17 protein-coding genes are annotated in these 16554 nt (G+C 64.6%); 6 read left to right on the top strand and 11 right to left on the bottom strand.

The genetic code is table 11. The features are described 5' to 3' along the window. Positions 1-43: 43 nt before the first annotated feature. Complete coding sequence (locus ACNQP3_RS16335; RefSeq protein WP_060493511.1) at positions 44-481, bottom strand: MAPEG family protein; 438 nt, start codon at positions 479-481, stop codon at positions 44-46. Continuing rightward, positions 478-792, bottom strand: a complete 315-nt coding sequence (locus ACNQP3_RS16340) for a hypothetical protein (RefSeq protein WP_060514378.1) — start codon at positions 790-792, stop codon at positions 478-480. The genes ACNQP3_RS16335 and ACNQP3_RS16340 overlap by 4 nt, the downstream gene beginning before the upstream one ends. 105 nt (positions 793-897) lie before the next feature. On the opposite strand from ACNQP3_RS16340, the gene ACNQP3_RS16345 reads away from it, so the two are divergent. Then, positions 898-1713, top strand: a complete 816-nt coding sequence (locus ACNQP3_RS16345; RefSeq protein WP_264316220.1) for a helix-turn-helix domain-containing protein — start codon at positions 898-900, stop codon at positions 1711-1713. Here ACNQP3_RS16345 and ACNQP3_RS16350 read toward each other — a convergent pair. From ACNQP3_RS16350 to ACNQP3_RS16360, 3 genes are all read right to left on the bottom strand, one after another. Then, entirely contained in the window at positions 1703-2488 is a 786-nt protein-coding gene (locus ACNQP3_RS16350; RefSeq protein ID WP_264316221.1) for a 2-keto-4-pentenoate hydratase, read from the bottom strand. The genes ACNQP3_RS16345 and ACNQP3_RS16350 overlap by 11 nt on opposite strands. A gap of 117 nt (positions 2489-2605) precedes the next feature. Then, positions 2606-3949, bottom strand: coding sequence for an MFS transporter (locus ACNQP3_RS16355; RefSeq protein WP_060514379.1), 1344 nt, complete (start codon positions 3947-3949; stop codon positions 2606-2608). 44 nt (positions 3950-3993) lie between these two features. After that, positions 3994-5136 (bottom strand): iron-containing alcohol dehydrogenase, encoded by a 1143-nt coding sequence (locus ACNQP3_RS16360; RefSeq protein WP_060514380.1) that lies wholly within the window; start codon positions 5134-5136, stop codon positions 3994-3996. Between the two features lie 142 nt (positions 5137-5278). Between ACNQP3_RS16360 and ACNQP3_RS16365 the strand changes: the two genes are divergently transcribed. The 5 genes from ACNQP3_RS16365 (at position 5279) to ACNQP3_RS16385 (ending at position 10089) form a co-directional block, all read left to right on the top strand. After that, positions 5279-6220, top strand: coding sequence for a LysR family transcriptional regulator (locus ACNQP3_RS16365; RefSeq protein ID WP_012272777.1), 942 nt, complete (start codon positions 5279-5281; stop codon positions 6218-6220). Between the two features lie 117 nt (positions 6221-6337). Then, a complete protein-coding gene (locus ACNQP3_RS16370; RefSeq protein ID WP_060493520.1) occupies positions 6338-7561 on the top strand; it encodes an SfnB family sulfur acquisition oxidoreductase in 1224 nt (407 codons plus the stop codon). Positions 7562-7571: 10 nt separating this feature from the next. Then, the gene (locus ACNQP3_RS16375) at positions 7572-8237 is read left to right on the top strand and encodes a methionine ABC transporter permease (RefSeq protein ID WP_264317304.1); all 666 of its coding nucleotides are present in this window, start codon (positions 7572-7574) and stop codon (positions 8235-8237) included. A gap of 26 nt (positions 8238-8263) precedes the next feature. Then, positions 8264-9034, top strand: a complete 771-nt coding sequence (locus tag ACNQP3_RS16380) for a MetQ/NlpA family ABC transporter substrate-binding protein (protein WP_264316222.1) — start codon at positions 8264-8266, stop codon at positions 9032-9034. A 41-nt stretch (positions 9035-9075) separates the two neighbouring features. Beyond that, positions 9076-10089: a methionine ABC transporter ATP-binding protein gene (locus tag ACNQP3_RS16385; RefSeq protein ID WP_069942428.1), complete on the top strand. Its 1014-nt coding sequence runs from the start codon at positions 9076-9078 to the stop codon at positions 10087-10089. Here the strand turns inward: ACNQP3_RS16385 and metC are convergent, their stop codons facing one another. The 6 genes from metC to ACNQP3_RS16415 are packed head-to-tail and all read right to left on the bottom strand — an operon-like array spanning position 10090 to position 16500. Further along, the gene (metC, locus tag ACNQP3_RS16390) at positions 10090-12780 is read right to left on the bottom strand and encodes a cystathionine beta-lyase (RefSeq protein ID WP_264316223.1); all 2691 of its coding nucleotides are present in this window, start codon (positions 12778-12780) and stop codon (positions 10090-10092) included. It abuts the gene before it with no gap. Positions 12781-12828: 48 nt separating this feature from the next. Beyond that, on the bottom strand, positions 12829-13419 hold the full coding sequence (locus ACNQP3_RS16395) for a cysteine dioxygenase family protein (RefSeq protein WP_012272783.1): 591 nt from the start codon (positions 13417-13419) through the stop codon (positions 12829-12831). A gap of 29 nt (positions 13420-13448) precedes the next feature. Further along, complete coding sequence (locus ACNQP3_RS16400; protein ID WP_012272784.1) at positions 13449-14267, bottom strand: amino acid ABC transporter ATP-binding protein; 819 nt, start codon at positions 14265-14267, stop codon at positions 13449-13451. After that, entirely contained in the window at positions 14257-14937 is a 681-nt protein-coding gene (locus tag ACNQP3_RS16405; protein ID WP_012272785.1) for an amino acid ABC transporter permease, read from the bottom strand. Before ACNQP3_RS16405 ends, ACNQP3_RS16400 begins: the two co-directional genes overlap by 11 nt. Then, positions 14927-15661 (bottom strand): ABC transporter permease subunit, encoded by a 735-nt coding sequence (locus ACNQP3_RS16410; RefSeq protein ID WP_012272786.1) that lies wholly within the window; start codon positions 15659-15661, stop codon positions 14927-14929. Before ACNQP3_RS16410 ends, ACNQP3_RS16405 begins: the two co-directional genes overlap by 11 nt. Beyond that, positions 15661-16500 (bottom strand): transporter substrate-binding domain-containing protein, encoded by an 840-nt coding sequence (locus tag ACNQP3_RS16415; RefSeq protein WP_264316224.1) that lies wholly within the window; start codon positions 16498-16500, stop codon positions 15661-15663. The genes ACNQP3_RS16410 and ACNQP3_RS16415 overlap by 1 nt, the downstream gene beginning before the upstream one ends. Between the last annotated feature and the right edge of the window lie 54 nt (positions 16501-16554).

A 16554-nucleotide genomic window follows, 5' to 3' on the forward strand; every position in this document is an offset into this window, starting at 1 on the left:
AAGCATCAAGTTGACTCATGCAAACTTTGCTCTTTCGCCAGAATCAGTGAAGCAAACCCTTCAGTACCTTCAGCACGATGATTGCGCACAAGCCCAACAGGCAGACCACCCCGACGCCATAGAACAGCGTTCGCCAGGGCTGCACCCCCGCCAGATAGGCCCAAGTGTGCAGGGCCCTGGCGCAGGTGAACACGATGCTTAACCAGGCACCGAGCGCCGCCGGTGTGTCGAGGGCGATGGCCAAGCCACCAAGGGCGAAGAAGGACGGGATATTTTCCAGGTCATTGGCCCATGCCTTGGCTGCACGCAACACCTGCGGGCGTTCCGTGGCCTGTGCGGCGCGTTTGAATACAGCGGCGTCCTCCGGGTTGGTGAAGGCCACGAAACGCAAGCGGTGATAGCCCTGATAACAGGAAACCAACAACATCTTGAGAAACAGCACGACCACGCACAACGCGTACACCTGCAAGGCACCGCTCATGGCTGTCGCCCTCCGGCAACGCCTCGTATCACCAGGTACAACAACGGCCCCAGCGAAACGAAGACAACGGTCAGCAGCAGGTAAGGCAGCACCGCGACGCCGGCACTGCCCCGTAGTCGGTTGTCTTTGACCATCCACAGGCAAGCCAGCCCCGCCATGAGGTACAGGTCGATGACTACCTGGGCAGTGTCCGGCCGGGACAACAGCGCCAGCCCGAACGCCAGCAGTGATTGCTCGGCAATCAGCATCGTCCAGCCGGTATACAGCGAAAACAGCATCAGCACTGCCAGCGCGCAGATACGCAAGCCCATATCGTTCTCCTTGGTAGGGTTTGCGGGCACAGTAGTGGTAGGGTTGTTGGCGCTCAATGACCAGTGAGGTCATGTACATTGCACTCAAGGACGATCAGGCCACGCATGAATCAGCACCTGTTCCATCGCAATAGCCCTGCCCCACATACTTCGGCAGGCCAGCATCTACGCCACCTGCGTCGGCAGGCCAGCCTCAGCCAGCTGGACCTGGCGCTGCTGGCGGGGCTGTCGCAGCGCCATCTGAGCTGCGTGGAGACCGGCCGCGCCAGGGCCAGCCCGAGCACCTTGCATGCGCTGCTTTCGGCCCTTGGCGCGCCGTTGGAGCTGTGCAATGAAGTGTTCGTCGCTGCCGGCTACGCGCCCCGCTACGCGGCCTCGCCACTCGATGCGCCCGAGTTGGCGCTGGTGCAAGCCGCCATTGAACACATCCTGCAGGTCAACAACCCCGCACCTGCGATCGTCATCGACAGCAACTGGGACGTCATCGCCGCCAATACCAGTACCGGGCTCTTGTTGGCGATGGCCGGCGTTACAGCACAGCCGGCCACAGGCCTCAACCTGCTGCAGACACTGCTCTGCCCCGGCGGCCTGGGCGATCATCTGGCCAATGCGCAAGAAATTCGCAGCGCTGCCTGGCAACGTGCGTCCAGGGAGGCGGCAGGCAACCCGGCGCTGGCAGAGCGCTTGGGCAAACTGCCGATTCCGGGCAGCCCGCTCGAAACGGCTGCCACACCAGTGCTGCTGACGCGTGTGCATAGCCCCTATGGCGAGCTGAGGTTCCTGTCCACGTTCACCACCTTCGGCATGCCGCTGGATATCACGGTGGAATCACTGCGCATCGAACACCTGATCCCCGCCGACCCACAGACCCGGCAGAGGATGCAGGCGGCGTTCGAGCAATGGTCGGCCGTTACAGCGTGAACGACAGCACCTGGCCAAGGAACCTGGCGCTTATCCGATACCCGGTTCCATCCAGGTCAAAGGGCTGGCACATGGCCCCCGTGGTCACCACATCACCTGCCTTCAAGGTCTCGCCGCGTTCGGCGGCATGTGCATAAAGGTGGGCCAGTGACACCCGCGGGTCGGTCGCCGCTTCGCCCGACAGGCCACGCGCCCGCAATTCACCGTCTACGTGCACCTCGGTGGTTTCGGCCAGGTCGGCCAACAGCGGTACAGCGATGCCTGCGCCCAGGCTGCTGCCGACCACCAGCGCCTCGAAGCCTACGTTGTCTGCCACAAAGCTCGGCCAGCCGACCGCCTTGCGGTCGACAAAGCGCGAGCGCACCACTTCGAAGGTGACGCAGGTAGCGCGGATGTCCTCACTGACCGGGGCCCGCCCAGCTTGTGGCGGGATATCACGGTCAAGCACGAAGGCGATCTCGCACTCGATGGTCACCGGTGTAATGGCCGGCAGTTGGATGTGTGCGCCATCCGCATGACAACGCCCCGCCTCCAGCTGGCCAATCAGTGGCCGCGACAAGTTGGCTGCTCGCATGGCTGCGGGGCTGCCGACGCCCAGCTTCCAACCTGCGCGCTGGCCAGCGGCAGCGGCAAACAACTGGTCCTGGCTGTCATAACCTTGCTTCAACGTCTCAGGCTTGAGGCTGGCGGGCAGTTCCGTCAGCAGGTCACCACTGCGCCAGTGCTGCATTAACAGGGCTGCGGTGCGTTGGTGTACGAAGAGCGAACTGTTCATCAAAACCTCATGGAAATGGGCGATGGCGGGCAACAGATGCTAGGGCCTGAAATTGATGAGGGTAAATATATTGTCATGATGCCTGGCATAACAAGCCGTTATGAATCGGCATGACGATCACTGATCCGTTGAAACCGGCTGCTTCAGCAACAGTACATAAGCCATCGCCGCCACTGCCGCCACCGCTGCACTGATCAGGAATGCCGAAGCGAACGACCCGGTCTGCTGGATGCTGAACCCGGTCACGATCGGTGCCACCGAGCCCGCCAGGTAGCCGCCGAAGTTCTGGATCGAGCCAAACGAGGCCACACGCTGGCTGTCAACCACCGTATTGGCGATCATCCAGGCGGTGGAGCTGGCCATGTTCACACTGAACAACGCGCAGCACAGCAATGCCACGCTGAGCATGAAACCGCTACCGAACGACAACGGAACGGTAAATGCCGCCGCCGCGAACAACGCCGTCACCACGACCCGCTTGCGGCTACCCAGCACGCTGGCGCCGTTTTTCACCAGGCGGTCGCAGATGCGTCCCGCGACAATGGTGCCCAGCGCACCGAACACATAGGCCAGCGAAACCACCCAGGCCGTCTGGTACAGGCTCAAGCCATGCTCACGTTCGAAGTAGCCCGGCAACCAGGTCAGGTGCAGCCACAGCATGTAGATCACCCCCATGAAGCCCAATACAGCGCCCCAGGTGCTCTTGTGGCGGAACAACTCGGCCCACGCCGCCAGTTGTGCCCGCAGGCTCGGCCTGGCACTTGCCTCCGGCTGTTTACACGCCTGGGTCGCCAGCAGCCGCTCACGCTCTTCGGCAGGCAGTTCGGCCAGGTAGCGCGCCTTGCTTTTGTAGAAGGCGAACCAGCAGGCGGCGACCAAGATGCCAAACACCCCGGTGACGATGAACATGCCGCGCCAGCCCCAGGTGACCATCAGCAACGTGAGCAACGGCGGCGCCAGGCACGGCCCAATGCAGGTCGATGACAGTACGATGCCGGTCGGCGTCCCCCGCTTTTCGGCCTCGAACCATTCTGCCAGCGCCTTGGCCGCCGACGGGAACATCGGCGCTTCGCCAATCCCCAGCACCACCCGCAGCCCGATAAACGCTGAGAAACTGTTGATCAGGCCGGAAGCCGTCTGCGCCACCGACCAGCCCAACAAGGCCGCCCCCAGCGAGATCTTGCTGCCCAGGCGGTCGATGATCATGCCCAGGGGCAGTTGCGAAAAGGCATACGCCAGGGAAAACGCCGACAGCAGAATGCCCATCTGTGACGGCGTGATACCCATGTCGCGCTGGATCGACGTGTTGGCGATCGACAGCGCACTGCGGTCGACATAGTTGATGATGCCAATCACCAGCAACAGGCTGACGGTGATGACCTGATACTTTCTGAAGGGGTTCGCGCTGGCGACCGCTTCCGGCGAACCTGCAAGCTCGGCTTGCGCGTATTTGCTATTCATGGGCGTTCACTTTTGTTGTTATTGGAAGAACCGCAAGTAACGGCTTACATGGACGCTGCAAGCAACCCCTGGTAGTCCTCGGCAGACGCTTCGCGCGGGTTGGTGCGGTGGCTGTGGTCGGCCAGCGCGCCCTGGATGATGCGCGGGAACAGGTCCTCGCTGACGCCCAGCTCGCGCAGCCCGGTCGGCAGGCCCAGCGTGCGGGTCATGTTGCGGATGGCCTCTTCGATCTGGCTGTCGTCCGCCAACCCCATCGCCTGGGCGATGCGTTGCATCTTGTGCTCGTCAAGCACCGTTTCGGCCTGGCGGTTGAAGGTGATGACGGCAGGCAGGAAGATCGCATTGAGGGTACCGTGATGCAGGCGCGGGTTGATCCCGCCCAGCGCATGGCTAAGGCTGTGCACGCAGCCCAGGCCCTTCTGGAAAGCCAACGCACCTTGCAGCGAAGCACTCATCATGTTGATGCGCCCGTCCAGGTTGCCCGGTTCGCGGGTGGCGCTCTCGATGAAGCGCCAGGCGCGCCACAGGCCGTCAAGGGCAATACCGTCGGCAGGCGGGTTGAATACAGGGGCCATGAAGGTTTCCAGGCAGTGGGCAATCGCATCCATGCCAGTGGCAGCCGTGAGCTGTGCCGGCAGGCCAAGGGTCAACGCCGGGTCACAGATGGCAGCCTTGGGCACCACATGGGGCGAGATCACCCCCACCTTGCGCCCGTCATCCAGAATCAGGATGGCGCCCCGCCCTACCTCGCTGCCCGTGCCGGCGGTGGTCGGTACCGCAATCACCGGCGCGGTTGCCGGGGTGATGCGGGCCAGGCCGCCCTCGATCACCGCAAAGCTTTTCAAGGGGCCATCGTGTCGGGCACACACCGCCACCCCTTTGGCCAGGTCGATCGCCGAACCGCCGCCAATGGCGATGATGCCGTCACAGCCGCACTCCTTGAACATGGCCACGGCTTCACGCACGGCATTCTCGTTGGGGTTGGGTGGCGTACCGTCATAGATCGGCAGTTGCGCGGTGCTGTCGCCGAAGGTGTTCAACGCCGTATCGACAATACCGGCAGCGCGCACGCCTCGGTCGGTCACGATCAAAGGCCTGGTTATACCAATGCGCTCGCACTCGGCAGGCAAGCGGGCGATGGCGCCGATTTCGAATTGAATCTGGGTGACGTAGTTGATCAGGGACATAAGGCTTGGCAGGCTCCTGGCTTTATTGTTCTGGGCGTCTCAACCGCAAGGGAAGCGACGCTGTGCAGCGCCAGTATAGGAATGCACGGCTGGCCATGGTATTGAGAACAATCCATATCGGTATAACCAGGACGCATACCCGATGACCCCCTCGCTCAATTCGATCATGTCCCGCCTGCACGCCCGCCACCTGCGCTTGTTGATCGAGCTGGACGAGCACCGCTCGCTGCTCGGTGCAGCAGGCAGCGTCGGGCTTACCCAGCCTGGTGCCAGCAAGGCATTGCAGGAAATCGAAACCACCTTCGGCACCGTGCTGTTCAACCGCACCAACCGCGGGCTGGAGCCTACGGCCGCGGGGCACTGCGCCATCCGCTACGCCCGCGTGGTACAGACTGATATCGCCAACCTGCGGCATGACCTGGATGCCATCCTGCGTGGGGTTGGCGGCCGGCTGGCGGTGGGGGCGATCATGGGCGCCGTGCCGTTGCTGATGAAAGCCGTGTCTCAGCTGGCCGGCATCCAGCCGCAGATGTCGTTCGAAATCATCGAGGACACCAGCCAGTCATTGCTGGCGCAGATCGAGAGCGGCCGCCTGGACATCGCCCTGTGCCGCACCAGCGTCAGCAACACGCCACAGTTGTTCGCCAGCACCTTTGTCCAGGATGAGACGCTGGCGGTCATCGCCAACATCGACCACCCGTTAAAGCATGCGGCAAGCCTGAGCCTTGCCGAGCTGGCCGAGAGCCGCTGGATCGTGTACCGGGCCAACATGCCGATGCGCGTGCAACTGGAGCGCGAGTTCCACGATGCCGGGCTGCGCTTCCCGCTGCACCTGGTTGAAACCACCTCGATCCTGGCAACCTTGTCGTTGTTGCAAAACCGCCCTGACTTCGTCGCACTGGTGTCGATCGACGTGGCCCGGCAATGTGCGATGAATCAACAGGTCAGCATTCTGCCCCTGAGCATGGGCTCGGTCAGCGACCCCTACGAGCTGGTTACCCGTAAAGGCAGCCAGGCGACACCGGCCATGGACAAGCTCAGTGAACTGCTGCTGTTGCAGGGCCGACAGTGCAACAACAGTTAGTTGGGTTTTCAGGCAGATACCCCTCGAAACACTAAGCTAAAAGCCTGATTTCATTGGCTTTAAAGGTTGGCACAGCAGCTGCAACGTGAAGGTATCCGCCTACACGACGAGTTGCTCATGCCTGCCCCTACCGTATCCGCCAACTACGAAATCCGCACGCCAGCGGCGCACATCATTCGCGATGACGCCGAGGCGCTTGCCGTCGCCCATCAAGTCGCCGAACTGCTGCGCGAGGGCGCAGCCGAACGCGACCGCAACCGCGAAGTACCGGCCGACATCGTCGACGCCTTTTCCAACAGCGGGCTATGGGGCATCACCGTGCCGCGGGCCTACGGTGGCGCCGAAGTATCGTTCGCCACGCTTGCCCGCGTGATCGCCATCGTCTCCGCTGCCGACCCATCCCTTGGGCAAATTCCGCAAAACCACTATTGCCTGCTCGAAGACATACGCCTGCAAGGCACGCCAGAGCAGCAACGCTACTTCTACGACCTGGTATTGCAAGGGCACCGATTTGCCAACGCCCTGTCGGAAACCGGCGGCAAAACCGTCCAGGACATTCGCACACGCCTGGTCGCCGAGGGCGATGGCTACCGCATCGACGGGCGCAAAGGCTACTGCACCGGCTCGCTGTACGCCCATTGGCTCGGCGTGCTGGCCCTGGACGAGCAGGACCGTGCCCAACTGGCCTTCGTGCAACGAGGCAGTGCCGGCCTGGTGATCGTCGATGACTGGAGCAGCATGGGCCAGCGCACCACGTCCAGCGGCACGGTGCTGCTCGACGGCCTGCGGGTGCCGGCATTCAACCTGTTCCCCAGCTACCGCTCCTACGAAAGCCCGACCCTCGCCGGCCCCTTCGCTCAGTTGACCACAGCGGCCATCGACGCCGGCATCGGCCGCGCAGCGCTGGACGACACCCTCGCCTTCGTGCGTGAGCATGCCCGGCCGTGGATCGATGCCCAGGTCGACAAGGCCAGCGAAGACCCATTGACCATCATCCAGGTCGGCTCGCTGGAGATTCGTCAGGAAGCCGCCGAAGCCCTGCTCGAACGTGCAGGCCAGGCCCTGGATGCGGCCAAACCCGCCCCTGATGAAAACAACGTGGCCCTGGCTTCGATTGCAGTGGCCAAGGCCAAGGTACTGACCACCGAGGCCGCCATCGAAGCCAGTAACCGCCTGTTCGAACTGGGCGGCACGCGCTCGTCGCTGACCCGGCACAATCTCGACCGCCACTGGCGCAACGCCCGCGTGCACACCCTGCACGACCCGGTGCGCTGGAAGTACCATCTGGTCGGTAACTGGGCACTGAACGGCGTCAAGCCGCCTCGCCATGACTGGAACTGAGGCCACGCCAATGAATGACCTGCTGACCAACGTCGACTGGGCGGAAATCGCCCAGGCCTGCCTGGAAACGCTCAGCATGCTGGGCGCCGCACTGGGCTTTACCGTGCTCTTCGGCCTGCCCCTTGGCGTACTGCTGTACCTGACCGGGCAGCGCCAGTTACTGGCGCACGGCCCGCTGTACCGAAGCCTGTCGGTGGTGGTCAACGTGCTGCGCTCGCTGCCGTTCATCATCCTGCTGATCGTGCTGATTCCGCTGACCACCCTGCTGACCGGCACGTCGCTGGGCGTGAAGGGCACCATCCCGCCGCTGGTGGTCGGCTGCACGCCATTCTTCGCCCGCCTGGTAGAAACCGCACTGCGCGAAGTGGACGGTGGCCTGGTCGAAGCCAGCCAGGCCATGGGCGGCAGCATCGCGCAGATCATCCGCTACACCTTGCTGCCCGAAGCGCGCACCGGGCTGATCGCGGCGGTCACCGTCACCGCCATCGTGCTGGTCGACTACACCGCCATGGCCGGTGTGATCGGCGGCGGCGGCCTGGGCGACCTGGCGATCCGCTTCGGCTACCAACGCTTCCAGACCGATGTGATGGTGGTCACCGTGCTGCTACTGATCCTGCTGGTGCAGGTGCTGCAGATGAGCGGTGACCGCCTGGTAAGACACTTCACCCGCCGCTGAACCCCGACTCTTCTCAGGTACTGACCATGAAAAACACCCTCACCGCCCTCGCCGCTTTCCTCGCCTTCAGTGCCCAGGCCGCCGAACACCTGGTGGTTGGCGCCACGCCGGTACCGCATGCGGAAATCCTCGAGTTCGTCAAACCGGCCCTGGCCAAGCAAGGGGTCGACCTGGACATCAAAGTGTTCAACGACTTCATCCAGCCCAACCTGCAACTGGCGCAGAAGAACCTGGACGCCAACTACTACCAGTACCGGCCATTCCTCAACGACTTCAACAAGACCCGGCACACCGACCTGGTGCCGGTGGTAGGCGTGCACATCGAGCCATTCGGCGCCTATTCGGCCAAGTACAAAACCCTTGCCGAGCTGCCCGACGGCGCCAGCGTCGCCATTCCCAACGACCCGGTGAACACTGGCCGTGCCCTGGTACTGCTGGCCGAGGCCGGGCTGCTCACGCTGAAAGACCCGGCCAACCCGCAGTCCACTCAGCGCGACATTACCGACAACCCCCACCACCTGAAGATCCGCGAACTGGAAGGCGCCATGCTGGCCCGCTCGGTGAAACAGGTCGACCTGGCCTTCGTTTTCGCCAACTACGCACTGGAGGCCGGCATCGATACCAACAGCGCGCTGATCGTTGAAAAAGGCAAGGACCTGTACGTGGAATACCTGGTCGCCCGCCCCGACAACCTGCAGGACCCGGGTATCCAGAAGCTGGCCAAGGCACTCAATTCCCCTGAAGTGCGCAACTTCATCCTGACCCGCTACAAAGGCCAGATCGCCCCTGGTTTCTGACCCCTGACGCCCTCTGGTGACGGAGGGCATGGAACCCGAACATGAGCCGTTACCAGCAGCAAATCCAGCCAACCGACGCGCACCTGTGCCTGCGCGGCATCCACAAACGCTATGGCGCCGTCAGCGCGCTCGACGCCATCGACCTGCAAGTGCGCCGGGGCGAGGTGTTCGGCATCATCGGCCGCAGCGGCGCGGGCAAGTCCTCGCTGCTTCGCCTGCTCAACCGCCTGGAAGCACCCAGCGCCGGCCAGGTACTGATCGACGGCCAGGACATCGCCGGGCTGCAAGGCAAGCCCTTGCACGCGCTGCGGCGCAAGGTGGCGATGATCTTCCAGCACTTCAACCTGCTGGCCAATAGCACGGTCGCCCAGAACATCGAGCTGCCAATGCGCATGGCCGGGGTGCCGCAAGCACAGCGCAGCGCCCGGGTGGCGGAGCTGTTGCGCCTGGTCGGCCTGGCCGGCCGTGGCGGCGCCTACCCCGCGCAACTGTCCGGCGGCCAGAAGCAGCGCGTCGGCATTGCTCGGGCGCTGGTGCTGGAGCCGCAGATTCTGCTGTGCGACGAAGCGACGTCGGCGCTGGACCCGGAAAGCACCCAGGCGATCCTCGACCTGCTGCGCAGCATCAACCAGCGGCTGGGCCTGACCATCGTCCTGATCACCCACGAAATGCAGGTAATCCGTGATCTGTGCGACCGTGTAGCGGTACTGGAACAAGGCCGCATCGTCGAAACGGGCGCGGTGTGGGAAGTGTTCGGCAACCCGCAGCACGCCGTCAGCCGCACGTTGCTCGGCGAGGCCGCGCCTGCAGCACAGGCCATTGCTGCCGACAAACGCTACCTCGACCTGCACTACACCGGCGGCAAAGGGCTGAAGCCCGATCTGGCGGCCATCGGTGCCGCGCTGGGCGATGGGGTGAGCCTGTTCTCGGGCACGATCGCCCCTATCCAGGGGCGGTTCCTTGGGCAACTGCGCCTGGCCATCGCCAGCGCGACGCCAGACGACGAGCTGTTGCGCCAGGCCAGGTTGCTGGCAGACCGCGCCGACTGGGCCTGATCAGCGCAGCGCCTGGTCGAGGTCGCGCTGTAGCGAGCCGACCTCTTCCAGGCCCACGTGCAGGCGCACCAATGCACCACGCACCGGGGTTGCGAAGCTGCGCTCACCCAGCTCGGCCAGGGTCACCAGGCTCTCGTAGCCACCCCAGGAGGCACCGATGCCGAACAGGCGCAGGCGATCGATGAACGCTTCTGCCCGGCCCAGGCTGGCGTCGGCCAGTTCGAGGCTGAGCAGGCCATTGCTGCCCTTGAAGTCGCGGCGCCACAGGGCATGCCCCGGGTGCTCCGGCAACGCCGGGTGATACACCCGCGCCACGTCCTCGCGTGCTTGGAGCCACTGGGCGATCTCCAGGCCCTGGCGCCCGTGCACGGCCATGCGGCTGGCCAGGCTGCGCGCCCCACGCAGCACCAACCAAGCATCGTCCGGGCTGACCGTGCAGCCGCAGGTATCGCTGCTGCGCGACAACGCGGCGAAGGCCTCTTGGGTGGTGCACACGCTGCCCATCATCACGTCGCTGTGCCCGCCCACGTACTTGGTCAGGGCCATCACCGAGATGTCTGCGCCCAATGCCAACGGCTGGTACAAGTAACCCGAACCCCAGGTGTTGTCGACCGCCAGCAGGATCCCGCGCGGCTTGCACAACGCAGCCATGGCCGGCAGGTCATTGAGCTCGTACAGCAACGAACTCGGGCTCTCGCTGTAGACCATGCGGGTGTTCGGGCGCAACGCGGCCTCCAGGCCGTGGCCATCGGCGGCGAAATAGCTGACTTGCACACCGAACGGCTGCAGCAGCTCGCGCGCCAGGCGCCGCACCGGGCCATACACCCCATCGCTGAGCAGCACATGGTCGCCGGGGCGCAAGTAGGCGAGAAAGGTCTGAGTGATGGCTTGCAGCCCGGTAACGAACAACTTGCAGCGGTAGCCGCCTTCCAGTTCGCTGACCAGGTCTTCGAGGGCAAAGGCCGTGGGGTTGCCACGGGCACCGTAGCTGAGCACCCGTTGCTGGTCCCGATGGCTGCGCGCTTCACGCTGTTCGGCGACGCTGTCGAACAGCACGGTGCTCAGGCGGCTGACCGGTGGGTTGACGCCGTGGGCCCCTTGGCCCGATTCGCCACGCCCGGCATGCACCAGCCGTGTAGCGACCGGGTCGCTGTGCGTCAGGGGGGTGAAGCTGGCAACCTCGGCGGCGCTCATCTGTGCGATCAGCCCGGTCTCCCAGGCCAGGTAGCGGCGTGCCGCCTCCTTGTTGCCGGCGTGTCGGTCATGGACGAAGAACAGGAAATCGATGCAGGCGGCGTCTGGCAACGAGGTGTCGTCCGCGACCTGCGGCCACTCGGCCAGCAACGCCTGGGGGAACAGGCGCGCAGCGCGACGTTGTGTATCTGGCAGTTCGCTGGCAGCCAACTCGGCGACGCGAGGGTCGTCGGCAATGAACACCAGGCGCCCAGACTGCTCACGCACCTGCTCGGCCAGCCCTGGGCGGATCGCCCACTGCGCGCCGCGCACGTGGCGCTGGCGGTAGGCCGTGCTCGGGCGCAGGTCCAGCAGCAAGGCGCCCTCCAGTTCTGCAGCGCTGGCTTCGGCCAAGGTTACCGCCAGCGGCGGCTGTGCCGGCAATGCCAAGCCACTGCCCAGGCCGCCTTCGAGGACGTACGCATCATGCCCCATCTGCCGCAGCCAGCTGGCCACCACCGGGGCACGCACGCCGTCGCCATCGAACAGCACCACGCGCGCCTTGCGCACGCCAATGTACAAGTCGGTGCCCTGCACCAGTTGCCCGCCTGGGCAATGCTGCGCGCCGGGCAGGCTGCCAGCGGTGAACTCCTCCGGGGTGCGCACATCGCACAGGAACAGCGTGCGTTGTGCATCCTGCTGCCAGGCCTGTACCTGCGCCGCTGCCACCCACTGCACCCCGACCTTGTGCGCCAACCCCGTGGCGCGTGCCCGTTGCCGCCCCAGTGCCTGGCCGCTATGCGGCGGATACCCGCGTTGCCCCCCGTGCTCCAGTGGCAGGTCGACCAGGTACCAGCCCTGGGTGCCGTTCTCCAGGGCATAGACCGGGTTGTCGATGCCGAGGTTGATCAGGGTTTGCGCGCCGATGATGCTGCGGGTACGCCCTGCGCAGTTGATCACCACCGGTGTTTGGGGGTCATGCACCAGGTCCTCCAGGCGGTAGCCCAGTTCACCGTTGGGGCAGCAGGTGGCGCCGGGGATGTTCATCTTGGCGAACTCGTCCAGTGGCCGGCCATCGAGCAGTACCAGCGGCTTGCCCTGGCGTTGCCATTCGGCCAGCTCCTGGGCGCTGATGCGTGGGGTGTGGCAGGCATGTTCGACCAGTTCGCCAAAGGCCTTGGAGGGCAGGTGCACACCGGCGAACAATTCAAAGCCAGCGGCCTGCCAGCCCTGGCTACCGCCTTCGAGCCAATGCACGGCCTTGTAGCCCAGCGCCTGCAGGCGCTGCACGCCGCGCTGCACCAGTTCGCCGCCGGTTGCGTCGTAGACCACCAGACGCACCAGCGGGTTGGGCGCCAGGCGCGGGGCCTCGATTTCCAGCCGGCTGTACGGCAGGTTCACGGCGTAGAACAGGTGAGCTTCGCCGTACTGGCCGTGCTCGCGCAGGTCGAACAGGGCGATTTCGTGGCCGTCGAACAGCCAGTCATGCAGTAGCGCGGGGGTGATGCTGGGAGTCATGGGACGCAGTCCGTGGTCGTTTACAGGGTTGAGCTCAGGCAATACGGATCAAAGGCCGTATGCCGCGATCGAAGGCGCCATCTGTGATTTGTTGTAGTTCACCACGCTGCCGTCGTCCTTGACCCCGTAACGGTTCTCCAGCGACTCCAGCGGCCGACCATAAAGGTGGAAGTGCAAGGTCGGCTGATCTCCCTCCACACGAATGCCATGCAGGTCTTCACCCAGGAACGCCACGGAGGTCCCTGGCTGCACCACGATCTCCTGCTCCAGCGCCAGGCGTGCACGGGCCGGGTCGCTGCCGTCATCTTCGCGGCGATACACCCGGTTCAGCTCCTGCCCCTCGACGGCGACGATGACTGCCCATGTCTCATGGTTGTGTGGCAGGGTCGCCTTGCCCGGCAGCAGCGAGTTGACGTACAGGGTCGGCGACTCGCCATCATCGTTCAGGCGGTAGCGGAACTGGGTCTCGCCGGTGGTCGCGTCCGGTGCCGGGAAGCGCTCGAAATTGAACAGTTCGCGGCGCTCGGCAAGGCCTTCGAGCAAGCGGACGATCTGCTGCAGGGCGGCGCGGTCGACACCACGCTCATGGATAGCGCGCACTTGCGCCAGAAACGGCTGGATCACGGATTCACGGGACATTATCGGTTTCTCTTCTTGGCTAGCGGAGGTCACACGCTGAGGCTGTAGCGCCCCAGGTTGCTGAAAACATCGGGCGCCGGGCGGCTCGGGCGTTGGCCGCCCTCACCCAGCGCATGCTGCAGAAAGGCACGGGTACGCTCGTGTTGCGGGGCGCGGAACAGTTGTTCGGCGCTGCCATGCTCGACGATCCGGCCATGCTCGGTGAAATACACCTGGTCGCTGATCTCTTCGGCAAAGCGCATTTCATGGGTGACCAGCACGCAGGTCATGCCTTCCTCGGTCAGCTCACGGATCACCGCCAGCACTTCGCCAACCATCTCTGGGTCCAGCGCCGAGGTCACTTCATCGAACAGGATCAACCTGGGCCGCATCGCCAAGGCACGGGCAATGGCAACACGCTGCTGCTGGCCACCCGACAGCTCACCTGGGAAGGCTGCTGCCTTGTGGCCCAGGCGCACCTTGTCGAGCAGCGCCAGGGCCTGCTCGCGGGCCTCGGCGCGGTTGCGCCCAAGCACCTTGGTCGGGGCGATCAGCAAATTGTCCAGCACACTCAAATGGGGAAACAGGTTGTATTGCTGGAAGACAAAGCCCACCTGTTTGCGCAGGGCAATCAGCTCCGCCTCGCCGCGCAAACGCTCGACCTGGGTACCACCAATGCAGATGCTGCCACGCTGCGGCCGCAGCAGGCCGGTCATGCAGCGAAGGATGGTCGACTTGCCCGAGCCGGACGGGCCGATGATCGACACCGCCTGGCCCGCCTGCACATCAAGGTCGATGCCACGCAACACCGGGTTGTCGGCAAAAGCCAGGTGCACGTCGCGCAACTGGATCAAGGGTTCAGAAGGCATAGCGGCGCTCCAGGCGTTGGGTCAGGCGGGCAATGGGGTAGCAGTAGGCGAAGAACAACGCCAGCACGCTGAAGTACACCAGCACGGTGAAGCCGCTGCGGTTGACGGTGTTGGCGGCAATCTGCGCGCTGTCGATCAGGTCGTGCACCCCCACCAGCGAAGCCAGCGCGGTGCCCATGGTCACTACCGCGTACAAGTTCATCCAGGGCGGCAACATGCGCCGCAGGCACTGCGGCAGAATGATCGAACGGAAGATCTGCACGCGGCTGAAGGCCAGCGAACGCGCAGCCTCCCACTGGGTAGCCGGGATAGAAGCCACCGCACCACGGAAAATCTCGGCAACATTGGCACTGGCAGGCAGGGCCAGGCCGATCGTGACCTTGAGCCAGTCGGGAAAGGCCAGCCAGGTGCCGGCCACCTGGATTTCGAACGGGAACACGTACGAGGTGAAGTAGATCAGCACCAGCCACGGTGCGTTACGGAACACCTGCACCCACAGCCGTGCGACACCGCGCAGTGGCGCCAAGGGCGACAGCGACAGAACGCCTATGAGCAAGCCCAGCAACGTGCCCAGGCCAATGGCGCCAACGCTGATCTGGATGTTCTGCAACAGGCCCGCCCCCAGGGTCGGTGACCAATGCCACAGTGTGGCGAGGTTCTCAATGGCCATAACCCGGCATCCTCAGGCGCGCTTCCACGGCGCGACCGGCACAATTGACAGCGAAGCTGAGCAGGCCGTAGAACGCCAGGATCAGAATCATCAGTTCGATGACATTGTCGCCCTGGGTCCAGATCATGATCGAGGCATAGGTAATATCGTTGACAGCGATCGCCGACGCCACGGCGGTCATCTTCACCAGGTCGATAAGGTTGTTGACCAGCGCCGGCAAGGCAAAGCGCACGGCCAGCGGCAGCTGTACCTGCAGCAGTTGCTGGCGGCGGCTGAAGGCCAGCGAGCTGGCCGCCTCCAGGGTCACTGCCGGCACCGCCTCGATGCCGGCGCGCAAGGCCTCGGCGTGAAACGCCCCTTTGTGCAGGGATATCACCAGCACCACCCAGGCAAAGGGCGTCATCGGGTTGGCGTTGCCCAGGCTCTGGTTGATCAGCATGTTCAGCACCAGGAACGCGCAGTACAACTGCACCAGCGTCGGCGTATTACGAGTGACCTCGATAAAGGCCCGCGCCGGCCAGGCCAACCAGCGACGTGCGGACGTAAGCGCCGCCGCCAGCAAGACGCCAACCACAAGGCTGCCGACCACGCTGAACAGGCACAGGTAGACCGTGGTCAACGCGCCCTCGAGCAGTTTGCCGCTGGCGTAGGTGTCGAACAGAAAGCCGTAATTCAGGCCAAGCCGGGCGAGCTGCCCGACCAGCCCGTGCAGAACCTCGCTCATCAGGCGCCTTCGCCCTGCAACTTGGCACGCAGTTCCACCAACGCCGGCGAGGCCGGGGTGATGTGGTTGGCCTGCTCACGCTCGATCAGCCAGCCGCTGCGGTGCCACTGCTTGACGAACGGGTCCAGGCGCTGCTGGGTGTCGGTCTCACCCAGGCGCGTCCAGATCACCGACGGCGCCGGGTTGAGTTCGGGGGCCAGGGCGCGGTAGCCGCTCCACTCGCCACCTTTGGCCAGCAGCGGGTTGATCAGCGTGGCATCGTGCACGGCAGCCACGCAGTTGTTGCCGCGCAGGGCCAGCAGCGATTCGGCCGAGGTCTTGAAGGCTTTGATGTCGGCACCCAGCTCCACCAGCGCCTGGGTGTAGCTGCTGCCCTGCGAAGTGCACACCGGCTGGCCCTTGAGCCCGGCCCAGGTGTTGATCGGGCTGTCCTTGGCCAGCGCCGCGGTACCGCCCACGCGGTAGAACGGCGTGGGCACGTGGCCCAGCAATTTGTCGCGCTCGGGGGTCCATTCCATGTTGGCGATCAGCAGGTCGACCTTGCCCTGCTGCAGGAACTGCACACGGTTGGCCGGCTGCACCGCAACGAGGTCGACCGCCACGCCCAGCTGGCGCGCCAGGTCACGCGCAAGGTCGACGCTGAAACCGACCGGTTCGCGGGTGGCTGGGTCGATGGCCCCGAACGGGCCACCGGACAACACCACGCCCACGGCCAGCTTGTGGCGTTGCTGGACCTTGTCCAGGGTGGCATCGGCCTGGGCCAGGCCGCTGGCGGCCAGCGTGGTGGTGGCCAGCAACGATGCGAGCAGCCCGCGACGGGCAATGGTGGACAGCGACATGATGGGGGTTCCTCGTCCCGGCAGCCGGAACACCCGGCCAATGAGCGCGCATGC

Origin of the sequence: Pseudomonas sp. LFS074 (genome assembly GCF_047978165.1) — a bacterium.
Lineage (GTDB): Bacteria > Pseudomonadota > Gammaproteobacteria > Pseudomonadales > Pseudomonadaceae > Aquipseudomonas > Aquipseudomonas putida_P.